The sequence below is a fragment of the Marinobacter sp. CA1 genome, assembly GCF_020546665.1.
GTDB lineage: Bacteria > Pseudomonadota > Gammaproteobacteria > Pseudomonadales > Oleiphilaceae > Marinobacter > Marinobacter xestospongiae.
The window spans coordinates 2,659,773-2,678,060 of the sequence record NZ_CP071785.1 but is presented as its reverse complement, the minus strand read 5'-3'; the positions used below and the strand labels follow the sequence as shown (position 1 = coordinate 2,678,060).

Annotated in this window: 16 protein-coding genes and 2 tRNA genes; 11 read left to right on the top strand and 7 right to left on the bottom strand. The window is 60.9% G+C overall.

Annotation, left to right across the window (positions count from 1 at the left end; all coding sequences use genetic code 11):
• From pilW to der, 7 genes are all read left to right on the top strand, one after another.
• Nucleotides 1-804 (top strand): type IV pilus biogenesis/stability protein PilW, encoded by an 804-nt coding sequence (pilW, locus tag J2887_RS12210; protein WP_227171405.1) that lies wholly within the window; start codon nucleotides 1-3, stop codon nucleotides 802-804.
• The gene (locus J2887_RS12205; RefSeq protein WP_227171404.1) at nucleotides 794-1,834 is read left to right on the top strand and encodes a RodZ domain-containing protein; all 1,041 of its coding nucleotides are present in this window, start codon (nucleotides 794-796) and stop codon (nucleotides 1,832-1,834) included. Before pilW ends, J2887_RS12205 begins: the two co-directional genes overlap by 11 nt.
• A gap of 44 nt (nucleotides 1,835-1,878) precedes the next feature.
• The gene (gene ispG / locus J2887_RS12200) at nucleotides 1,879-2,997 is read left to right on the top strand and encodes a flavodoxin-dependent (E)-4-hydroxy-3-methylbut-2-enyl-diphosphate synthase (RefSeq protein WP_227171403.1); all 1,119 of its coding nucleotides are present in this window, start codon (nucleotides 1,879-1,881) and stop codon (nucleotides 2,995-2,997) included.
• A gap of 56 nt (nucleotides 2,998-3,053) precedes the next feature.
• Nucleotides 3,054-4,331 (top strand): histidine--tRNA ligase, encoded by a 1,278-nt coding sequence (gene hisS / locus J2887_RS12195; RefSeq protein WP_227171402.1) that lies wholly within the window; start codon nucleotides 3,054-3,056, stop codon nucleotides 4,329-4,331.
• A 65-nt stretch (nucleotides 4,332-4,396) separates the two neighbouring features.
• The gene (locus tag J2887_RS12190) at nucleotides 4,397-5,053 is read left to right on the top strand and encodes a YfgM family protein (protein WP_227171401.1); all 657 of its coding nucleotides are present in this window, start codon (nucleotides 4,397-4,399) and stop codon (nucleotides 5,051-5,053) included.
• A complete protein-coding gene (gene bamB / locus J2887_RS12185) occupies nucleotides 5,053-6,219 on the top strand; it encodes an outer membrane protein assembly factor BamB (protein WP_227171400.1) in 1,167 nt (388 codons plus the stop codon). The genes J2887_RS12190 and bamB overlap by 1 nt, the downstream gene beginning before the upstream one ends.
• Nucleotides 6,220-6,271: 52 nt before the next feature.
• Entirely contained in the window at nucleotides 6,272-7,693 is a 1,422-nt protein-coding gene (gene der / locus J2887_RS12180) for a ribosome biogenesis GTPase Der (RefSeq protein ID WP_227171399.1), read from the top strand.
• A 63-nt stretch (nucleotides 7,694-7,756) separates the two neighbouring features.
• Here der and pta read toward each other — a convergent pair whose 3' ends face one another.
• The 3 genes from pta to J2887_RS12165 form a co-directional block, all read right to left on the bottom strand.
• Entirely contained in the window at nucleotides 7,757-9,907 is a 2,151-nt protein-coding gene (gene pta / locus J2887_RS12175; protein ID WP_227171398.1) for a phosphate acetyltransferase, read from the bottom strand.
• A 9-nt stretch (nucleotides 9,908-9,916) separates the two neighbouring features.
• On the bottom strand, nucleotides 9,917-11,101 hold the full coding sequence (locus tag J2887_RS12170; protein WP_227171397.1) for an acetate/propionate family kinase: 1,185 nt from the start codon (nucleotides 11,099-11,101) through the stop codon (nucleotides 9,917-9,919).
• Between the two features lie 78 nt (nucleotides 11,102-11,179).
• The gene (locus J2887_RS12165; RefSeq protein ID WP_227171396.1) at nucleotides 11,180-13,597 is read right to left on the bottom strand and encodes an EAL domain-containing protein; all 2,418 of its coding nucleotides are present in this window, start codon (nucleotides 13,595-13,597) and stop codon (nucleotides 11,180-11,182) included.
• Between the two features lie 294 nt (nucleotides 13,598-13,891).
• Here J2887_RS12165 and ccoM point away from each other — a divergent pair, with 294 nt between their 5' ends.
• Nucleotides 13,892-14,047 (top strand): cytochrome c oxidase subunit CcoM, encoded by a 156-nt coding sequence (gene ccoM, locus J2887_RS21850; RefSeq protein ID WP_227171395.1) that lies wholly within the window; start codon nucleotides 13,892-13,894, stop codon nucleotides 14,045-14,047.
• Nucleotides 14,048-14,063: 16 nt separating this feature from the next.
• On the opposite strand, the gene J2887_RS12155 is transcribed toward ccoM, so the two are convergent.
• From J2887_RS12155 to J2887_RS12140, 4 genes are all read right to left on the bottom strand, one after another.
• A tRNA-Glu gene (locus tag J2887_RS12155) sits at nucleotides 14,064-14,139 on the bottom strand.
• Between the two features lie 158 nt (nucleotides 14,140-14,297).
• A complete protein-coding gene (locus tag J2887_RS12150) occupies nucleotides 14,298-14,873 on the bottom strand; it encodes a hypothetical protein (protein WP_227171394.1) in 576 nt (191 codons plus the stop codon).
• Between the two features lie 94 nt (nucleotides 14,874-14,967).
• The gene (locus J2887_RS12145) at nucleotides 14,968-15,876 is read right to left on the bottom strand and encodes a TIGR01777 family oxidoreductase (protein WP_227171393.1); all 909 of its coding nucleotides are present in this window, start codon (nucleotides 15,874-15,876) and stop codon (nucleotides 14,968-14,970) included.
• Complete coding sequence (locus J2887_RS12140; protein ID WP_227171392.1) at nucleotides 15,869-16,270, bottom strand: sirohydrochlorin chelatase; 402 nt, start codon at nucleotides 16,268-16,270, stop codon at nucleotides 15,869-15,871. Before J2887_RS12140 ends, J2887_RS12145 begins: the two co-directional genes overlap by 8 nt.
• Before the next feature lie 169 nt (nucleotides 16,271-16,439).
• On the opposite strand from J2887_RS12140, the gene J2887_RS12135 reads away from it, so the two are divergent.
• From J2887_RS12135 to J2887_RS12125, 3 genes are all read left to right on the top strand, one after another.
• Nucleotides 16,440-17,045, top strand: a complete 606-nt coding sequence (locus J2887_RS12135) for a DUF924 family protein (RefSeq protein ID WP_227171391.1) — start codon at nucleotides 16,440-16,442, stop codon at nucleotides 17,043-17,045.
• 101 nt (nucleotides 17,046-17,146) lie between these two features.
• The gene (locus tag J2887_RS12130; RefSeq protein WP_227171390.1) at nucleotides 17,147-17,917 is read left to right on the top strand and encodes a TetR/AcrR family transcriptional regulator; all 771 of its coding nucleotides are present in this window, start codon (nucleotides 17,147-17,149) and stop codon (nucleotides 17,915-17,917) included.
• Between the two features lie 108 nt (nucleotides 17,918-18,025).
• Nucleotides 18,026-18,101 (top strand) — tRNA-Gly (locus J2887_RS12125).
• Nucleotides 18,102-18,288: the final 187 nt, after the last annotated feature.

Genomic DNA, 18,288 nt, shown 5'->3' with positions numbered 1-18,288 from the left:
GTGACAAGGTTCAGAGTTGAGACTATCCGCAGCCTGGCTGTCCTGATCCTGCTCGGTCTGATGACCGGCTGCGTGACCACCTCCGACAGCCCGTTCCAGCGCGAGGCGGACCGGGACGAGGCGGTCCAGAAGTACGTTAAGCTGGCCATGGCCTACATTGGCCAGGGCAACATGGATCGGGCCCGTGGTCATCTCGACCGGGCGCTGGAGCTGGACCCGGACAATGCCGGCGGTCAGGCGGCCATGGGGCTGGTGTACCAGTCCGAGCTGGAGCCTGAGCTGGCCGAGAAAGCCTACCAGAACGCGTTGTCTTCCGACCCGGACTACACCCGGGGGCGGGTTTTCTATGGTGCCTTCCTGTTTGGCCAGAACCGGTTTGCCGATGCCCGGGACCAGTTTCAGCGGGCCTCCGAGGATACCGAATTCGGCGAGCGGGCCTCCGTCTTCTTCAATCTGGGTATTACCGAAGAGCGTCTTGATAATCTCCAGGCCGCGGCCCGGGCCTATCGTCGCTCGGTGGAGCTGAGTCGCGGCGATGCCCAGTCCCTGCTGGCGCTGTCGCGGGTGCTGTTCGAACTGGATGACTTCCAGGGCGCCGAGCGCTACTACAATCGCCTCACGGTTACCATGCAACGCAACCCCAACATGCGACATTCTCCCCAGAGTCTGTTGACCGGTATTCGCATTGCCCGCCATTTCAGCGATCATGACCGGGAATCGAGTCTGGCGCTGTTGCTTAGAAACAAGTTTCCGGACTCCGAAGAGTACCAACAATACAAGGTGCTGAATTCAGATGTCGAATGAAGAAACCGTCCAGCAGTCGGCTGCGTCTGGCCCCAGTGCCGGCAGTCAGTTAAAGGCGGCCAGGGAAAGCCGGGGCCTGGCAATCAATGATATTGCCAAGGCCCAGCACCTGCGACCGTCGGTGATTCAGGCGATAGAGAATGGCGACTACCAGCAGATCGATACCGAACTGTTCCTGAAAGGTTACGTTCGGGCCTACGCCAACCATGTAGGGCTTGATCCAAAGGTTGTTTTGTCGCAACTGGACCAGGAGCTTGAGCCCCTGCGCCGCGAGAAAGAACAGGCCCACCAGGCCAGTCCGCTGGTGACGATCGAGCAAAAGAAACGGCGCAAGAAACGTATTGCCCGAATGATCCTGATTCTGCTGTTCCTGTCGCTGGCAGGCTTCATCGGTTACCGGGTGTTTCTGCAGGGGGCGACCCTGGAGTCGCTGACCAGTATCGGTCAGAGTGAGTCCGGGGTGGCCGCAGAGGGGGAGGGTGACCGTCCGACAACCGACGATGCCGGCTCGGCGCCACCAGCGCTGTCCTCAGACGAGGAAGATGACAGCGGCACAGTGCCCGTAGAGCCGGCTCCCGAGCCCGAGGCGTTGGCGGAATCGGTGCAACCGGAGTCTGAAAGCCAGGTCGAGGCGACCGAAACCAATTCTCCAGAACCCGCTGAACCGACAGTGGAAGCTGCGGTCGAAGAGGCCGTCACCGAGCCTGAGCCCGAGCTTGATGTCCAGCAGGCGCCTGATGTCAGTCCAGCGCCAGTATCTCCTTCCACGACGGAAGTTGCTGCAACGCCGGGTAACCTGACGGCGGTCTTCAAGGCGGACTGCTGGATTCGGGTGACCGACGCCAATGGCGATTTACTGGTATCGGCGCTGAGACGGTCGGGACAGTCTCTGGACGTGACCGGCACACCGCCACTGAAGGTGGTGATTGGGGCGGTTGATGCCGTCGACAGCATGAGTTTTGAAGGGCAAACGCTGGACCTGGGTAGCTACCGGGTGGTGAACAATCGGGCGGAATTTTCGCTGAACTGAACTGGCGCCCTCACATTTACTGATAAGAGTCTGGTTATCTCTCTATGAAGCAGGAATCTCCGATTCAACGACGCAAGTCGAGACAGATTATGGTGGGTGATGTGCCGGTGGGCGGCGATGCGCCGATTGCGGTGCAGAGCATGACCAACACCAACACCTGCGATGTCGAGGCGACAGTCAACCAGATTCGCGCGATCCAGGAAGCCGGCGCCGACATCGTGCGGGTATCGGTACCAAGCATGGATGCGGCCGAGGCGTTTGGCAAGATTCGCGCCCAGGTGTCACTGCCGCTGGTCGCGGATATTCACTTTGATTACCGTATCGCCCTGAAAGTGGCGGAACTGGGAGTGGACTGCCTGCGTATCAACCCCGGCAACATCGGGCGGGAAGACCGGGTAAGCGCGGTGATCAGCGCCGCCCGTGACCGTGGTATCCCCATTCGCATCGGCGTCAATGCCGGGTCCCTGGAAAAGGACCTGCAGAAGAAATACGGCGAGCCAACGCCGGATGCGTTGGTGGAGTCCGCCATGCGTCACATCGACATCCTTGATCGCCATGATTTCCCGGACTTCAAGGTCAGCCTCAAGGCATCGGAAGTGTTCATGACCGTTGCGGCCTATCGCAAGATTGCCAGCCAGATTGAGCAGCCTCTTCATCTGGGCATCACCGAGGCAGGTGGTTTCCGTTCAGGCACCGTCAAGTCGTCCATCGGGCTGGGCATGCTGCTGATGGACGGCATCGGCGACACCATTCGGGTGTCACTGGCCGCCGACCCGGTACAGGAAATCAAGGTCGGTTACGACATTCTCAAGAGCCTGCGCCTGCGTAGCCGGGGCATCAACTTCATCGCCTGTCCGAGCTGCTCGCGGCAGAACTTCGATGTTATCCAGACCATGAACGATCTGGAGGCCCGGCTGGAGGACGTCAACACCGCTATGGACGTCGCCATCATCGGCTGCGTGGTCAACGGGCCGGGGGAGGCCAAGGAGGCGGACATCGGCCTCACCGGCGGAAGCCCCCGCAACCTGTTCTATCTGGGCGGACGCCCTGACCAGAAGCTGGACAATGACACCCTGACCGAGGACCTGGAGCGACTGATTCGCGAAGAAGTGGCCCGCCGGCAGGAGCAGGAGAACGCCATCATCGCCCGCTCGGAAGACTGAGCCGGGGCTGACTGGTGTCGCAACACGACATACCCAATCGAACGTAAGGTTTTCCCTTGGCAAAGATTCAGGCAATTCGCGGGATGAACGACATCCTGCCCGAGCAGACTCCGGTATGGCAGTTCGTGGAGTCTAAGGTCCGGGCGGTGCTGGGCAGCTACGGCTACCAGGAGATCCGCATGCCGGTGGTGGAACAGACCGATCTGTTCAAACGCTCCATCGGTGAAGTGACCGACATTGTTGAAAAAGAGATGTACACCTTTGAGGATCGCAATGGCGACAGCCTGACTCTGCGTCCTGAAGGCACCGCTGGCTGTGTCCGCGCCGCCGAAGAGCATGGCCTGCTATTCAATCAGACCCGCCGGCTCTGGTATGTCGGGCCGATGTTCCGGCACGAACGTCCGCAGAAAGGCCGTTACCGCCAGTTCCACCAGATTGGGGTGGAGTGCTTTGGTATGGCGGGCCCGGACATCGATGCCGAGCTGCTGATCCTGACCGCACGGCTCTGGCGGGAGCTGGGCCTGGCTGACCATGCCAGACTGGAGATCAACTCTATCGGCACGGCACAGGCCCGTCGCCAGTACCGGGAAGCGCTGGTGGCGTACCTGGCCGATTACCGGGAGCAGCTCGACGGCGACAGTCAGCGTCGCCTGGACACCAACCCGCTGCGTATCCTCGACAGCAAGAGCCCGGAAACCCAGGAGATCCTCACCGGAGCGCCGCGTCTGGACGACTACCTGGACGACGAGTCGGTTGAGCACTTCAGCCAGCTGCGAGCCTTGCTGGATGCGGCCGGAGTGCCATACCAGATCAACAATCGCCTGGTGCGGGGGCTGGATTACTACGGCAAGACCGTCTTCGAGTGGGTGACCGACAGCCTTGGTGCTCAGGGAACCATCTGTGCCGGTGGCCGTTACGATGGCCTGGTTGAGCAGTTGGGGGGTAAGCCCACCGTTGCCGTCGGCTTCGCGATGGGGCTTGAGCGGCTGATTCTGCTGCTGGAAACCCTCAATCTGGTGCCGGAGCACGTCAACAATGATGTCGACGTCTACGTCACCGCGATGGGTGAGGGCGCGGTGGCGCCGGCGCTGGTGTTGGCCGAGCAGGTACGCAATGGCCTGCCGGGTCGGGGTGTGGTCAGCCATTGTGGCGGCGGCAGCTTCAAGAGCCAGATGAAGAAAGCCGATCGCAGTGGCGCCCAGGTGGCGTTGATCCTTGGTGAGAACGAGGTGGCCGCCGGTACGGTGGCGATCAAGCCGCTGCGATCAGACGGCGAGCAGAAGGAAGTGGCCCAGGCTGACCTGGTGCCGGCATTGGCAGAACTGTTGCGCTGACAGGCCAGTCAGCGAAGGGGCCGAGGGCCCCGCTTCACGACAAGCGAATACTCACAGGAGAGAACATGGCCGAGTTGCGTACCGAAGAGGAACAGGTCCAGGCGATCAAGGACTGGTGGAAAAAGAACGGCAGTTCCCTGCTGATCGGCATTGGTGCCGCGCTGGCAATCGTCTTTGGCTGGAAAGCCTGGCAGAACCATCAGGCCCAGGTGCGCTCAGAAGCGGCTGCAGAGTTCAATAATCTGCTCAGTGCGTTTTCTGATCAGACCGACGACAGTCGCACCGAAACCGTCAGCTACCTGGCTGGCAAATTGCGGGATGAGTACAGCGATAACGCCTACGCCCTGTACGGCAATCTGTTACTAGCCAAACAACAGCTGGATGAGCAAAGCGACCCGGCGGCAGCCGTCGAAACCCTGAGCTGGGTGCACGGGCAGGTCAAGGATAAGCCCGCACTGGAGCTGGTGGTGCGCAGCCGACTGGCGCGGGCCCAGTTCACCAATGGCGATCTGGATGAGGCGCTGAGCACCCTTCGTGGTGCCAACAACGCCGGCAGTTTCAAGGCCCTGTTTGCAGAACTTGAGGGCGACATCCTGCTGGCGAAAGGCGATAACGAAGCGGCCGGAGAGGCCTACCTGGTGGCCCGCGAAGCCAGCGAGACCGGCCGCAATGCTGTGCTTGAACTGAAACTGGCTGACCTGGGTATCGGGGAGGAATCCTGATGCCGGCAGGGCTCAGGCTGACGTGGTCGAGGCTGTGTGCCGGGCTGTTAACGGCTCTGGTGGTCGGTGGCTGCAGTTCCACTGACACCATTGAGCAGCCGGCGGAACTGCCGGAAGTGGTGGAGCAGGTGGAGCTGGACGAAGTCTGGGAACGTTCCATTGGCGACGGTCACGATGAGCAGTTGTTGCAGTTGGCGCCGCTGGTGACGCCGGATGCGATCTACGCTGCTTCGGCGGATGGTGAACTGCTGGCATTGGCGCCGGATACCGGCAAGACCCTATGGCAACAGTCGCTGGACTTGAGCATCATGTCCGGCGTTGGTGGCGACCGTCGCCAGCTTTACCTGGTCACCGCGGACGCAGAACTGCTGGCGTTGTCCATTGAGACCGGTGAGCTGTTGTGGCAAGCCGAATTGCCGAATGAAGTGCTGGCCAGCCCGGCGTCCAATGGTGCCGTCGTGGTGGCACAGACCATCGACGGCAAGGTACTGGCGTTTGGTGCGGAAGATGGTGAGCGTCGTTGGCAGTATGACGGTGTGGTGCCGGTACTGACCCTGCGCGCTGCGGCCGCTCCGCTGGTTGGTGCCGACATGACGCTGGTGTCTTTTGCCAATGGCCGGCTGTTCGCGCTGGATTCCGAATCCGGTCAGCCGTTGTGGCAATACACCGTGGGGGAACCGGAAGGCCGGACCGAGCTTGAACGACTGGTGGATGTCACCGCCCAGCCGCTGATTCTGGAATCCGCTGCGCTGATTACCGGCTATCAGGGCCAATTGGCGCTGGTGGACCTGCGTTCCGGCCAGGAAATTTGGAGCCGCAAGAGCTCCAGTCTGCATTCGGCGATGATTGGTCAGGGCAACATTTTTGTCTCCCAGGCCAATGGTGACATCCTCGCCTACGACGGCGCGTCCCGAGATGTGATCTGGACCCAGGACCGCCTTTCATGGCGTCAGACAACCCAGCCCCAGGTGATTGGGGATTACCTGCTGGTGGGTGATTTTGAGGGCTATATTCACGCCCTGTCACTGGCGGACGGCAGCTTGCAGGGACAGCTGGAATTTGATGACGAGGGCCTGCGTGTGCCGATGCAGCGGTTGGGAGACCGGGTATTGGTCTACGGCAACAGTGGCAAATTGGCCCTCCTTGAACTGAACGCACGCGACTGAACGTGCCGGCGCCGCCCTCGGGCGGCGCCCTGCAACTGGATAGCAACGATTTATGATCCCTGTCATCGCCCTGGTTGGTCGACCCAATGTCGGCAAATCCACCCTGTTCAACCAGATGACCCGCTCCCGGGACGCCCTGGTGGCGGACTTCCCCGGCCTGACCCGAGACCGTAAGTACGGTGAGGGCAACTACGAAGGCCAGCGCTTTATTGTCATTGATACCGGCGGTTTGACCGGAGACGAAGAAGGCATCGACGCCGAAATGGCCCGTCAGTCCCTGCAGGCGGTGGAAGAGGCCACCATCGTGCTGTTTCTGGTGGATGGCCGTGCAGGCCTGACCGCTGGCGATGAGATGATTGCCGACCACCTGCGTCGTCTGGGCAAGCCCGCCCATTTGGTGGTCAACAAGACCGATGGCCAGGACCCGGACGTTGCCGCCAGTGATTTCTACAGTCTGGGCTTTGATCAGCCGTTCCTCATTGCCGCCTCCCACAACCGTGGTATCCGCTCCATGCTGGACCGGCTGCTGCCGGCCATTGAGGAAGCCGACGCTGAGGATCGGGCGGACCGCTATCCGGGCATTCGTATCGGCATCGTCGGCCGGCCCAATGTGGGCAAATCCACCTTGGTCAACCGCATGCTTGGGGAAGACCGGGTGGTGGTCTACGACATGCCTGGCACCACCCGGGACAGTGTTTATATTCCCTACGAGCGTCAGGGGCAGGAGTACACCCTGATCGACACGGCCGGTGTCCGGCGCCGTAAGAACGTTCGCGAAGTGGTGGAGAAGTTCTCCATTATCAAAACCCTTCAGGCGATTGACGATGCCCATGTGGTGATTCTGGTGATCGATGCCCGGGAAGGGCTGGTGGACCAGGATCTGCATCTGATCGGCTTCGTGCTGGATGCCGGTCGCTCCCTGATCATTGCCGTCAACAAGTGGGACGGCATGGACGGTGAAGACCGGGCCCGGGTGAAGGAGCAGGTTCAGCGTCGTCTGGATTTCCTCGACTACGCCGACAAGCACTACATTTCCGCCCTGCACGGTTCCGGTGTTGGTGTGATGTACGATTCGGTGGCGGACTGCTACGAGTCGGCCATGGCGAAATGGCAGACCAACCGTCTGACGGCGATTCTCCAGGATGCCACCGCGCAGCATCAGCCGCCAATGGTGCAGGGACGTCGCATCAAGCTGCGCTATGCCCACCAGGGCGGCTCCAATCCGCCGGTGATCGTGGTCCATGGCAACCAGGTGGATGCCTTACCAGGTGCCTACAAACGCTATCTGGAGAATACCTTTCGTCGCGTGCTCAAGGTTACCGGTACGCCAATCCGGTTTGAGTTCAAGGGCAGCGAGAACCCCTACGCCAACCGGGTCAATCGCCTGACACCCCGGCAGAAGGTGAAGCAGGACAACGATCTCAAGAAAGGGCGGCGGATCAAAAAGCCGCGGATGAAGAGCAAGAAAAAGTAGTAACGTTGTTACCCAGCTTACCCCGGCCATGCCGGGGTAAGCTGTTTCTGGGCCCCTGAAAACTCAGGCCTTGGCGTCTTCCACCTGGCGGGCCTGGACCGCAGTCAGGGCGATGGTGAATACTATGTCCTCCACCAGGGCGCCCCGGGACAGATCGTTCACCGGCTTGCGCAGACCTTGCAGCATCGGGCCGATACTGACCACATTGGCGCTGCGTTGCACGGCCTTGTAGGTAGTATTGCCGGTGTTGAGGTCCGGGAACACGAACACCGTGGCCTTACCCGCAACCGGACTGTCCGGCGCCTTGCTGCGGCCGACGCTGGCGATGGCGGCGGCATCATACTGCAGCGGGCCATCGATCAGCAGATCGGGGCGACGCTCCCGCGCAATGCGGGTGGCCTCGCGCACCTTGTCGACATCCTGACCACTGCCGGACTCGCCGGTGCTGTAGCTGATCATCGCAATCACCGGATCAATGCCGAAGGCCAGGGCCGATTCCGCGCTCTGGATAGCAATGTCTGCCAGTTGTTCGGCGTTGGGGTCCGGGTTGATGGCACAGTCGCCATAGACCAGTACCTGTTCCGGCAGCAGCATGAAGAACACCGACGACACCACCCGTGCGTGCTCGTGGGTCTTGATCAGCTGCAGCGCCGGGCGAACGGTGTTGGCGGTGGTGTGAACCGCGCCGGACACCAGGCCGTCGGCTTCGTCCATTGCCACCATCATGGTGCCGAGGACCACGTTGTCCTCCAGCATGGCTTCCGCCATGTCCGGTGCCAGCCCCTTGTGTTTACGCAACTCCACCATGGGCGGCACGTACTGGTCGCGGACGGTGCCCGGGTCGATCACTTCCAGGTCATCCGGCAGGGTCAGGCCCTGGGTCTGGGCCACGGAGGCGATCTCCTCGCGGTTGCCGATCAGCACGCAGCGGGCGAGCTGACGCTGGTGGCAGATGATGGCGGCCTGGACCGTGCGGGGCTCGTTCCCCTCCGGCAGGACGATGCGTTTGTCCGCGGCCCGGGCCCGTTCTGACAGCTGGTAGCGGAAGGCCGGCGGTGATAGCCGTCGTTTTCGCTGGATGCTGAGGTGCTGTTGCAGCCAGTCCGTATCCAGCTGGGTGGCCACCGACTCCATGGCCTGCTCAATGCGGGCGCCATCGTCCAGGGGAATGGCTGGCGACAGATTGGCGAGCTGGTGCGCCGTCTCAAAGGTATTGGTTTCGGCGCTGAGCACAGGCAGGCCGGTATCCAGGGCTTTGCGGCACAGCTCGATCACTCTGTCGTCCGCTGCCAGTCCGCCGGTGAGCAGCAGACCCGCCAGGGGCACGCCATTGAGGGCGGACACGGCGGTGGCCAGCATGATGTCCTCGCGATCGCCGGGGGTGACCACCAGGGTGCCGGGTTTGAGGGTATGCACCATGTTACGGACGGTCCGGGCGCTGACCGTGACATTGCGGACCCGGCGGGTTTCCATCTGACCGGCGTGGAGCACCGGGGTTGCCAGTTCCCGGGCGATGTCGGCCACCCGCGGTGCCAGCAGCTCCGGCTGCCAGGGAATGCTGCCCAGCAGACGGAAGCGCTGGTCACGGAAGACCTTGCACTCACTGGCGTAGTCCGGCAGGTCGGTCAGCAGCTCGGCGTTCACCCGGGGGGTAAAGTCGGAGCGTTGCGGTTCGCCCACCTTGTTGAGGATTACGCCGATCACGTCCGGATCGCCGGGAGCGGCGAACAGCCGGGCGGAGAAGTCCAGCAGTTCATCCAGCTCGCCCGGGCTGGCTTCCTGGGGCGCGCTGACCAGGATGACTTCGGCGCCGAGGTTGCGGGAGACATCCACATTCAGGCGCGCGGTGTAGGCCTGGCTGCGATCCGGGACCAGCCCTTCAATAATCACCACATCGCATTTGGCAGCCACCTGCTGGTAGTGCCCGACCACTTCCTCCATCAGCAGATCGGCCTTGCCCTGGTTGAGCAGTTTCTGCGCCCGTTTCAGGTCGATCGGGTCTGGTGGCGATAGCTCTCCGCGGCTGCGGATGAATTCCACCGAGGCATCGCAGCCCTCGTTCAGCCGGTGATCCTGGCGGTACAGGGGTTGGGTAAACGGCTTGTAGAAACCGACCCGTACGCCGACCCGATCCAGTGCCCGGTAGAGACCGAGACAGACCGAGGTGAGACCGGCATCCAGGGACGTCGGCGCGATGAAAAGATTCTTGGCCATGGTCAATCCTTAGCTGTGGTTCAGTGCAGACTGGGCGATGACCCGTTCCTCGTTGGTGGGAATCACCAGGATCGGGAAACGGCTGTCCGCGTGTTCGATGTGATGCTGGTTGTCACGGCCATGGCGGTCGTTGTGGTTGTTGTCGAGGCGGAGCCCCAGCAGTTGCAGGTGCGCAACAGTGCGGGCCCGCACCAGTGCGCTGTTCTCGCCGATACCGCCGGTGAATACCAGGGCATCGAGTTGGTTCAGGGACGCGGTCATGGCGCCGACGTAACGGGCCAGGCGGAAGCAGAACACTTCGATGGCGAGATCTGCCTGGCGGTGGCCGTTGGCAGCCAGTTCGGTCAGGGTACGCATGTCGTTGGTCTCGCCAGAGAGCCCCAGCAGGCCGCTGTCCTGGTTGAGCAGCCGGTTGATCTCCGCCGGCGACAGGCCCTTGCCGCCCAGAAACTCGAACAGCCCGGGATCAAGGTCACCACTGCGAGTGCCCATTACCAGGCCTTCCAGCGGGGTCAGACCCATGGAGGTATCCACACTCTGGCCATCCCGAATGGCCGTGATGCTACAGCCGTTGCCGAGGTGGGCAGAGATGATCGAGGTTTCTGACAAGGGTTTGTCGAGGATGCGGGAGGCTTCGCCGGCCATGAACTGGTGGCTGGTGCCATGGAAGCCGTATCGGCGCACGCCCCATTCCTGGTAGAAGCGTTGGGGCAGGGCATAGAGATAGGCGTGTTCCGGCAGGCTCTGGTGAAATGCGGTATCGAACACCGCCACCTGAGGCACCTCAGGGAACAGCGCTTGGGTAGCTCGAATGCCCACCAGATTGACCGGGTTATGCAGTGGCGCCAGGGCGGCGCAGCGCTCGATGGCGTCAATCACCTCGGGGGTGATTCGGGCAGCGTCTGTGAACGATTCGCCACCGTGGACCACCCGGTGTCCAACTGCCCGGGGTTGCCCCTGCAGCAGCTGCAGGGTTCGTAGCTGCCGGATCAGGGCGGCGAGAGCGGCGTCGTGGTCACCCGGTGCGGGGATCTCGACCTGATGACGCTGATCATTGGCATCAAGACGCCCGAAGGCGTCTGAGGAGCCCAGGCGCTCGGCCAGGGCGTTTGCCAGACAGTGCATCTGACGATCATAGAGGGCAAGTTTCAGCGACGAACTGCCGCAGTTGACCACGAGGAGAGTGTCTTCCATGAAGATTGCCTGTTGCTTGAATCGGTTGGTTCTGTCGTTCTGTAATGCTTTCGCTCTGCAGCTCGCTGGGACTCCGGACTACATCTGGGCGCGCCGGTTGGTCTTGAGCCAGATGGCGAACTCTTCTTCCGGGGCCGGACGGCTGTAGAAATACCCCTGGGAGTAATCGCAGCCGTGGGCCTTGAGGAAGTGGGTCTGGTCTTCTTCTTCCACCCCTTCGGCAATCACCTTGAGGCCCAGGCTGTGTGCCATGTTGATGATGGCTTTCACCAGTGAAGCGTCTTCCTGCTCCCGCATGACATCCCGGACGAAAGACTTGTCGATCTTGAGGGTATCGAACGGGTAGCTCTTGAGGTAGCTGAGGGCCGAGTAGCCGGTGCCGAAGTCGTCCACGGACAAGCGAACGCCTTCTTCATCGAGGCGAGACAGGATGTCTGAGGTTTCAATCGTATTGTCGAGGATCAGCCGCTCGGTGATCTCCAACTCCAGCCGACGCGGGTCCAGACCGGTGTTGCGCAACGCCCGCAGCACCGCGTCGACAAAGCCGGGATCGCGGAACTGGCGGGGTGAGACATTTACCGAGATGCCAAGCTCCAGGCCCGTTGCCTGCTGCCAGCGCACCGCGGCGGCGCAGGCCTGCTCCAGCACCCACTCGCCGATCGGAATGATCAGGCCGGTTTCTTCCGCCAGCGGGATGAACTTGTCCGGCATCACCATGCCCATACTGGGGTTGTTCCAGCGCAGCAGGGCTTCGGCCCCGGTGAGTGTGCCGGTGGCGGTCTGGATGATGGGCTGGAAGTACAGCTCGAACTCGTTCAGCTCCAGTGCCCGGCGCATGCGGGACTCCAGCTGCAGGCGCTCGTGGGAGACCTCTTTCATCTCTGGGGAGAAACGCTCATAGGCACTCTTGCCCTTGCTCTTGGCCTGGTACATGGCGGCGTCGGCATGTTGCAGCAGGGTGCCACTGTTGTCGGAATCGGTGGGGTAGATGGCGATGCCGATACTGGTGGTGACGAAGACTTCCTGATTGCCAATATGAAACGGTGAGGCGAAGGTCTGCAGAATCCGCTCCGCCACCTGGGTGGTGGAGTCTGCGCCCTGCAAGCCGGGCAGCACCACCAGGAACTCATCGCCGCCGAGGCGGGCCACGGTGCTGGTGCCCCGCAGGGAGCTGGAGATACGACGGGCCGCCTCAATCAGCAGGTTGTCGCCGGCATCGTGGCCCATGGTGTCGTTAATATGTTTGAAGTTGTCCAGATCCAGGAACATCACGCCGACCAGGCTGTTCTCCCGCTGGGCTTGGGCCAGGGCCAGTTTCAGGCGATCAAGGGCGAGCATGCGGTTGGGCAGGCCGGTGAGAATGTCGTAGTTGGCCTGGCGCAGCAACTGCTGTTCGTAGCGTTTGCGGATACTGATGTCTTCACCAAGGATCAGGTAATGGGTGGCCTGCCCATTGGCGTCCTTGATGGGGGTGACAATCAGCTGTTCCCAGAAACGTTCGCCATTTTTGCGAATGCTGTTGGATTCGCCCTGCCAGACCCCGACCCGTTGTACCTGCAGCTGGATGGCCTGCCACAACTGCCGGTTCTCCCGTTGCAGAAACGGATCGTCGGTGAGCATGCCCGGGTGCTTGCCGATCATGCTCTCGGCGTCGTAGCCGGTCAGTTGGGTAAACTTCTGGTTCACGAACTCGATCCGCCATTGGCGATCACAGATCAGCACCGACGACGGACTTTGCTCGATGGCCTTTGAGAGCTTGCGGATCTCTTCCGCATCGAGGCTCTGCTGCTCAAGATCCTGGTGCAGTCGTTGACGCATCTGGTTGATGGCCTCGGTGACCTGGGACAGTTCGTCAATGCGGTTGAGCTCGGTGTCCGGGCGGTCCAGCTGCAGTGGTTCGGGCAGGTTGGTCAATGAAAAGGTGCGGGCGTAGTTGGCCATCGCCGACAGGTGGCGGGTGACAAAGTACTGGAAAATCCACACGATCAGGATGGAAATAAAAAAGGTTTTGAGAAACTGGGTGGCCAGAATCACCAGCACCTTGCGTTTCAGGTTGGCGTAGATCTGGTCCAGGCTGGCGGTGATGCTCATCTCGCCAAGCTTGAACACTTCGTCGCCCTCATGGGTGAGGGTGAAGGTGTGTTGCCGGGTTGCTGCTCCCCGGGGCACTTCGCCCATGACAATCTCGGAGTTGGGGGCAATCTGCAGGTTGAGCTGGACGATGTCCGGCAGGCTGAGAATGCCTTCCATCTGGATTTCCAGAAGTTTCTGGTCCAGCGCCCACAGACTGCGGGACAGACTGCTGGCGTAACTGGTCTCCACCACCCGCATGCGCTCTTCGATTACGCTGACATCCTTGCGGAAATCGCTGTAAATCTGAATACCGGATGCCAGCAGGGTAAAAATGGAACTGAAAAGCAGTATGTAGGCCAGCAACCGGAACGACAGGGGAGACCCGGATCGAAACTGTTGCAGGCGAGTCGCCAGTTTTTGCATGCCGTTGATATCAGCCAGCCTCTGAAGATTAATAATCAGCACCCCACGAACTATAGCAGTCGCGGCGCGCAAGTGCCGTAATTGTGTGGCTTTTTTGGGTCAATAAAAGGCGGGTATGGGCAAGCGGATGAGACTCCGTTCACCCCTTTGATCCAGGTCAAAGGGTCATTGGCTGGCGCGGCGTAACCTTACAGTCAGTTCAGGAACTTCCGGTCAGCATAAAAGGCAGGCGCGGGAAACGGGGGTTCCAAGGTAAAAGATTCTGACTAACGAGCGTAGGCTGAGGAGAGAGTTATGTACATGGACACAGTTGTGTTTGCAGGCATCGGCACTGTGTTGCTGATTCTGGCATTCTTCGGTGGGGTTGGTGCCTTCGTTGCCAAAGACATGAAAAAGCACAAAGAGAAAGCAGGGAAAAAGGCTGCAGGGGGTCGGGAGAAAACAGCCTGATCGGAAGGAAAAGAAGTGGCGTCCCCTAGGGGGTTCGAACCCCTGTTGCCGCCGTGAAAGGGCGGAGTCCTAGGCCACTAGACGAAGGGGACGCATCGGCTTCAAAACCTTGCCTCGTCGAGGTGGCGCGTATATTAGGTAAGCCGGCCGGAGCTGTCAAACCTTTTTTAAAAGTTTTCTGGCTGGGAATTGTTTTGGTTGGAATGCGTTCTCGCTGGTAGGTGTTTGGGACGGACGGCCTGGTTGTCGGTCAACGCTGGCGATTGAGGCAGGCTTTCAGTTCGCTGGCCAGCGAGTCGAACACGGTAAGCGGACCCTCCTGAAGATAGAGATCAAAGACCGCATTGGCCACAGCCTGATGTTGACTGGCAAGCTGGGGCAGTACCTCCCTCCGGTCGGCGCCAACCACGGCCGACATCAACACTTCGTATCGAACCTTGTTCTCGCCCGCACAAAAGTGGAAGTGGCCTTCCCGCGAGCTTGCCTGTGGCTTGCCCCGACGCTGGTACACCGTGCGGGCGCAGCGGGCGTACTCGGAGTTGATCTGTGAGTAGGTGTCCACCAGTCCCTGTTCTTCCACCAAGCGTGTCAGAGTCCTGACCCTCTGTCCGGCCTGGGGGCTGATGTCCGGCAGCGCCTCGCTCAAACTCTCGCCATCAAACCCGCGACTGAGCAACTGCAGAACGGTGACGTACTCGCTGGTGATCATAGAGCAGGATTCGTAACTCTGCTGGCTGCCGGCTGTGGTTTCGGACGCAAGCGCGCCGCTGGTCACTGACAGCAGGGTGCAGGCAAGGACGGAGGTAACGACAGTGCGAATCGACATGGTGTGGCCACTCTAGCAGATTCCGCGGCTACTGTTCTGTGGCTGGCGTCTCGTAGGCTCGTCGATCTGCCCGGATCTCCGCTGCATCGGTATCTCAGCAAGAGCGAATAGCGTCCCGCAGTGCCGGTTCCAGTTCCGGGTATTCGAACTTGAATCCTGCGTCCAGCAGGCGGGCCGGGCGGGCGTTCTGTCCGGTTAGCAGCAGTCTCGACATCTCTCCCAACGCCAGTTTCAGGGCCGCTGCGGGCGCGGGCAGTATTGTTGGTCGATGGAGTACGCGGCCGAGGCTGCGGGTGAAATCCTGGTTGCTGACGGGTGACGGGCTGACCACATTGTAGGCGCCGCTGGCGGACTCGGTATTCATCATCCAGAGCAGGGCGTTCACCACATCATTACGGTGCACCCAGGGCATATACTGGGTGCCGGCACCCAGTCGGCCGCCCAGACCAAACCGGAACGGCGGCAGCATGCGCTGCAGGAAGCCGCCGGCAGGACCCACCACGACGCCGGTGCGAGACAGGCACACCCGGGTACCCAGGGGCTCGAAGCGGCGGGCCTCGGTTTCCCAATCGCGGCATAACTGGTGGGTGAATTCGTCGTGGGGCGCTGTCTCCTCGGTGACGGCCTGCTGACCCTGATCGCCGTAAAAGCCGACGGCAGAACCGGATACCATGACCTTTGGCGGCGATCCCCAGGTGTCCGCCAGCTCCACCAGCTGTCGGGTAAGCGCGATTCGGCTGTCCCGCAGTTGTTGTTTGCGGTGTTCACTCCAGCGGCGATCGGCAATGCCTTCGCCCGCCAGGTTGATGATGGCGTCAAATCCCGGGTGATCGCGCAGGGCTTCCAGTGACGCGATTGGCTCAACCCGGCCGCACAGGGTTTTCACGTTTTCCGGTGACTGCCGGCTTAACACCGTGAGCTGGAAGTCGTTGTGGTTCAGTGAATGGCACAGCTTCTGACCTATGAAGCCGGTGCCGCCAGTAATGAGGATGGACCTAGCCATGAGAAGTCTCCAGGGTGTCTTCCACCACTGAGCGGATGGCGTCACCCAGTTGCGGACTTTCACCGATGGGTGGTGCCAGTTGAATGCTGACCCGGTGCTCCTCCTCGAGGGCCGCGATCATTGCGGGCACATCCCGACGCAGGTGGCGTCCTGCCGCCAGAAACAGCGGTAACACCACGAAGTCACTACACCCCTTTGCAGATTTGTCTGCCACAACCTCCGCCAGGGATGGTTGGCTCAGTTCCATGTAGGCCACCACAGAATCGGGGATGGCGCTTAGTGTGGGCGCAGCCAGCTTTTCGAAGGTGGTGCACCATTTGGCGTCGCTGCTGCCGTGGGCGAGCAAGATTATGGTCCGTTTGTCTGGCATGGGAGAATGGGTCCGTTGTGTCATGATTTGCGTAGCTGTTATCGCCCGCCCCATGGTGTTGGGGGGGGCTCAGGGCTTGCCGTGTGTTTGCCCCAGTGTAACAAGGCTCAGCGTATTACCAAGGGCGCCTTCAGGGCTCTCCATACAGTATAGGCGGCCTCAGGGCTGCGCCGAGAAACAGGGGAACGGAAGTATGTTCGGATGGCAGGATGTATTGGATTTCTGGTTTGGCGATCTGGATGACGACGGCATTCCCGACGCGTTCCATCGCAATCGCTGGTTTCGGTCGTCCCGGTCGTTTGACCAGGAAATCCGTCGTCGTTTTCTGTCGTTGGTGGTTGTGGCCTCGGAGAACGGCCTGCAGACTTGGCGCGCAAGCGCCGGGGGGCGCCTGGCGGAACTGTTACTGCTGGATCAGTTCACCCGTAACATTCATCGTGGTGGCGCGCTGGCGTTTGCCGCCGACTCCTTGGCCCGGCGTCTATGTCACGAGGGGCTAAAAGAAGGTCGCGACATGGATTTGCCGGCGGTGCAGCGGGCGTTCTTTTATATGCCGTTGCAGCATTCCGAGCGGTTGGCGGACCAGGAGTTGGCGGTGGATCTCTACCACCAGTTGCTGGCGTCCCATGATGGTCCCTTGCGGGCCCTGCTGGAGGGGTTCTGGGTATCGGCCGGAGAGCATCGTGACATCATTCGCCGCTTTGGTCGCTTTCCCCATCGCAACGGGGTGCTTAAGCGGTCGGCAACGCCGGAGGAAGCGGAATATCTGGGGCAGGGTGGTGCCCGGTTTGGCCAGTGATTGCAAAACTGCGGGAATGCAACTTCTATCAAGGTTTTGCTGGCATTGGGGCGGCATACTGTGGCTGGAAAGCTTAACTCTCCGATCACGGAATCGCCCAGATGACACAGGTACAACAATCGAATGTGGCAGGCATCGAATGCGACAGGCCGGAGGTGCAGTCCCAGAACCCGGTTCAGTACAGTGGTCGAAAAGCCTACCGCGCCAAGAGTGAGCAGCGCCGGGTAAAGATTCTGGAAGCGACCCTGCGAATTGCCGCCAGCGAGGGCATCCGTGGTATCAAGCATCGTTCGGTGGCCCGGGAGGCGGGGGTACCGTTGGCGTCCACCACCTATTACTTCCGGGACATTCATGAGCTCATTGGTGACGCCTTTACGCTGTTCGCAGAGAAAGCCCAGGACAATCTCGACCAGTTCTACCACATGGTCAATATGGTGCTAGATGCCGCCGCGCCGGAGTCGCTGAATCGGGGTGGTCCGGGCCGGGAGGCGTTGGCACGCCGGCTGGCCTCCATTGTGACTGCCTATCTGGGCGAGCAGTTTTCCCAGCGTCGGGAGGAGGTGCTGGCAGAGCAGGTGTTCCTGATGGAGGCCCTGCGGGACCCGGATCTGGGGCAGTTGGCGCGCCAGCATCGGGCGGCCTGGGTAGCCGGTCTGGAGGAGCTGCTGCTTCGCCTGGACGTCGGTTCCCCGCGTCGGGATGCCTCCCTGCTGGTGAGTGTGGTGCTCGGGCTGGGATATGATGGGCTGCTGTTCCGCGGCGAGCCCCAGGCTCAGTACCTGGGCGGGGCGGTTGAGCGCATGCTGGGCCTGGTGATGGGGGTGCCCGAGTTGCTGGGTGTTGCTGCTGACACAGAAATTTCAAAAAAATGAAAATTAGGGGTTGCGCGCCGGAAATTGCTCCGTATAATACGCATCCGTTGTCGGGATGAACGCAGCGAAACACAGCTAAGTTCTTGAATTTAAATCTCGAAAACATATGCGGGAATAGCTCAGTTGGTAGAGCACAACCTTGCCAAGGTTGGGGTCGCGAGTTCGAATCTCGTTTCCCGCTCCAAATTAAAGTCAGGGCGCCTTCGGGCGAGCTGAGTCGAGAAGGGGGGCCTACAGGGTTCCCCTTTTTCGTTATTGTGTTTTCATTTCTCTTACTCCCTCTTTTTTGACCCCTTTTTCTTTCTCGTTCGTCATAACGGTATAGGCCTTCGGTGTTCTGCGCTTGCTGACTGGCCGGTCGATGCGGGTGA

Excerpts from the sequence above, each read along its gene's own strand:
- J2887_RS12205 (WP_227171404.1), top strand. The coding sequence starts at position 794 with ATGTCGAATGAAGAAACCGTCCAGCAGTCGGCTGCGTCTGGCCCCAGT.
- ispG (WP_227171403.1), top strand. The coding sequence starts at position 1,879 with ATGAAGCAGGAATCTCCGATTCAACGACGCAAGTCGAGACAGATTATG.
- J2887_RS12190 (WP_227171401.1), top strand. The coding sequence starts at position 4,397 with ATGGCCGAGTTGCGTACCGAAGAGGAACAGGTCCAGGCGATCAAGGAC.
- bamB (WP_227171400.1), top strand. The coding sequence starts at position 5,053 with ATGCCGGCAGGGCTCAGGCTGACGTGGTCGAGGCTGTGTGCCGGGCTG.
- der (WP_227171399.1), top strand. The coding sequence starts at position 6,272 with ATGATCCCTGTCATCGCCCTGGTTGGTCGACCCAATGTCGGCAAATCC.
- pta (WP_227171398.1), bottom strand. The coding sequence starts at position 9,907 with ATGGCCAAGAATCTTTTCATCGCGCCGACGTCCCTGGATGCCGGTCTC.
- J2887_RS12170 (WP_227171397.1), bottom strand. The coding sequence starts at position 11,101 with ATGGAAGACACTCTCCTCGTGGTCAACTGCGGCAGTTCGTCGCTGAAA.
- J2887_RS12165 (WP_227171396.1), bottom strand. The coding sequence starts at position 13,597 with ATGCAAAAACTGGCGACTCGCCTGCAACAGTTTCGATCCGGGTCTCCC.
- ccoM (WP_227171395.1), top strand. The coding sequence starts at position 13,892 with ATGTACATGGACACAGTTGTGTTTGCAGGCATCGGCACTGTGTTGCTG.
- J2887_RS12150 (WP_227171394.1), bottom strand. The coding sequence starts at position 14,873 with ATGTCGATTCGCACTGTCGTTACCTCCGTCCTTGCCTGCACCCTGCTG.
- J2887_RS12145 (WP_227171393.1), bottom strand. The coding sequence starts at position 15,876 with ATGGCTAGGTCCATCCTCATTACTGGCGGCACCGGCTTCATAGGTCAG.
- J2887_RS12140 (WP_227171392.1), bottom strand. The coding sequence starts at position 16,270 with ATGACACAACGGACCCATTCTCCCATGCCAGACAAACGGACCATAATC.
- J2887_RS12135 (WP_227171391.1), top strand. The coding sequence starts at position 16,440 with ATGTTCGGATGGCAGGATGTATTGGATTTCTGGTTTGGCGATCTGGAT.
- J2887_RS12130 (WP_227171390.1), top strand. The coding sequence starts at position 17,147 with ATGACACAGGTACAACAATCGAATGTGGCAGGCATCGAATGCGACAGG.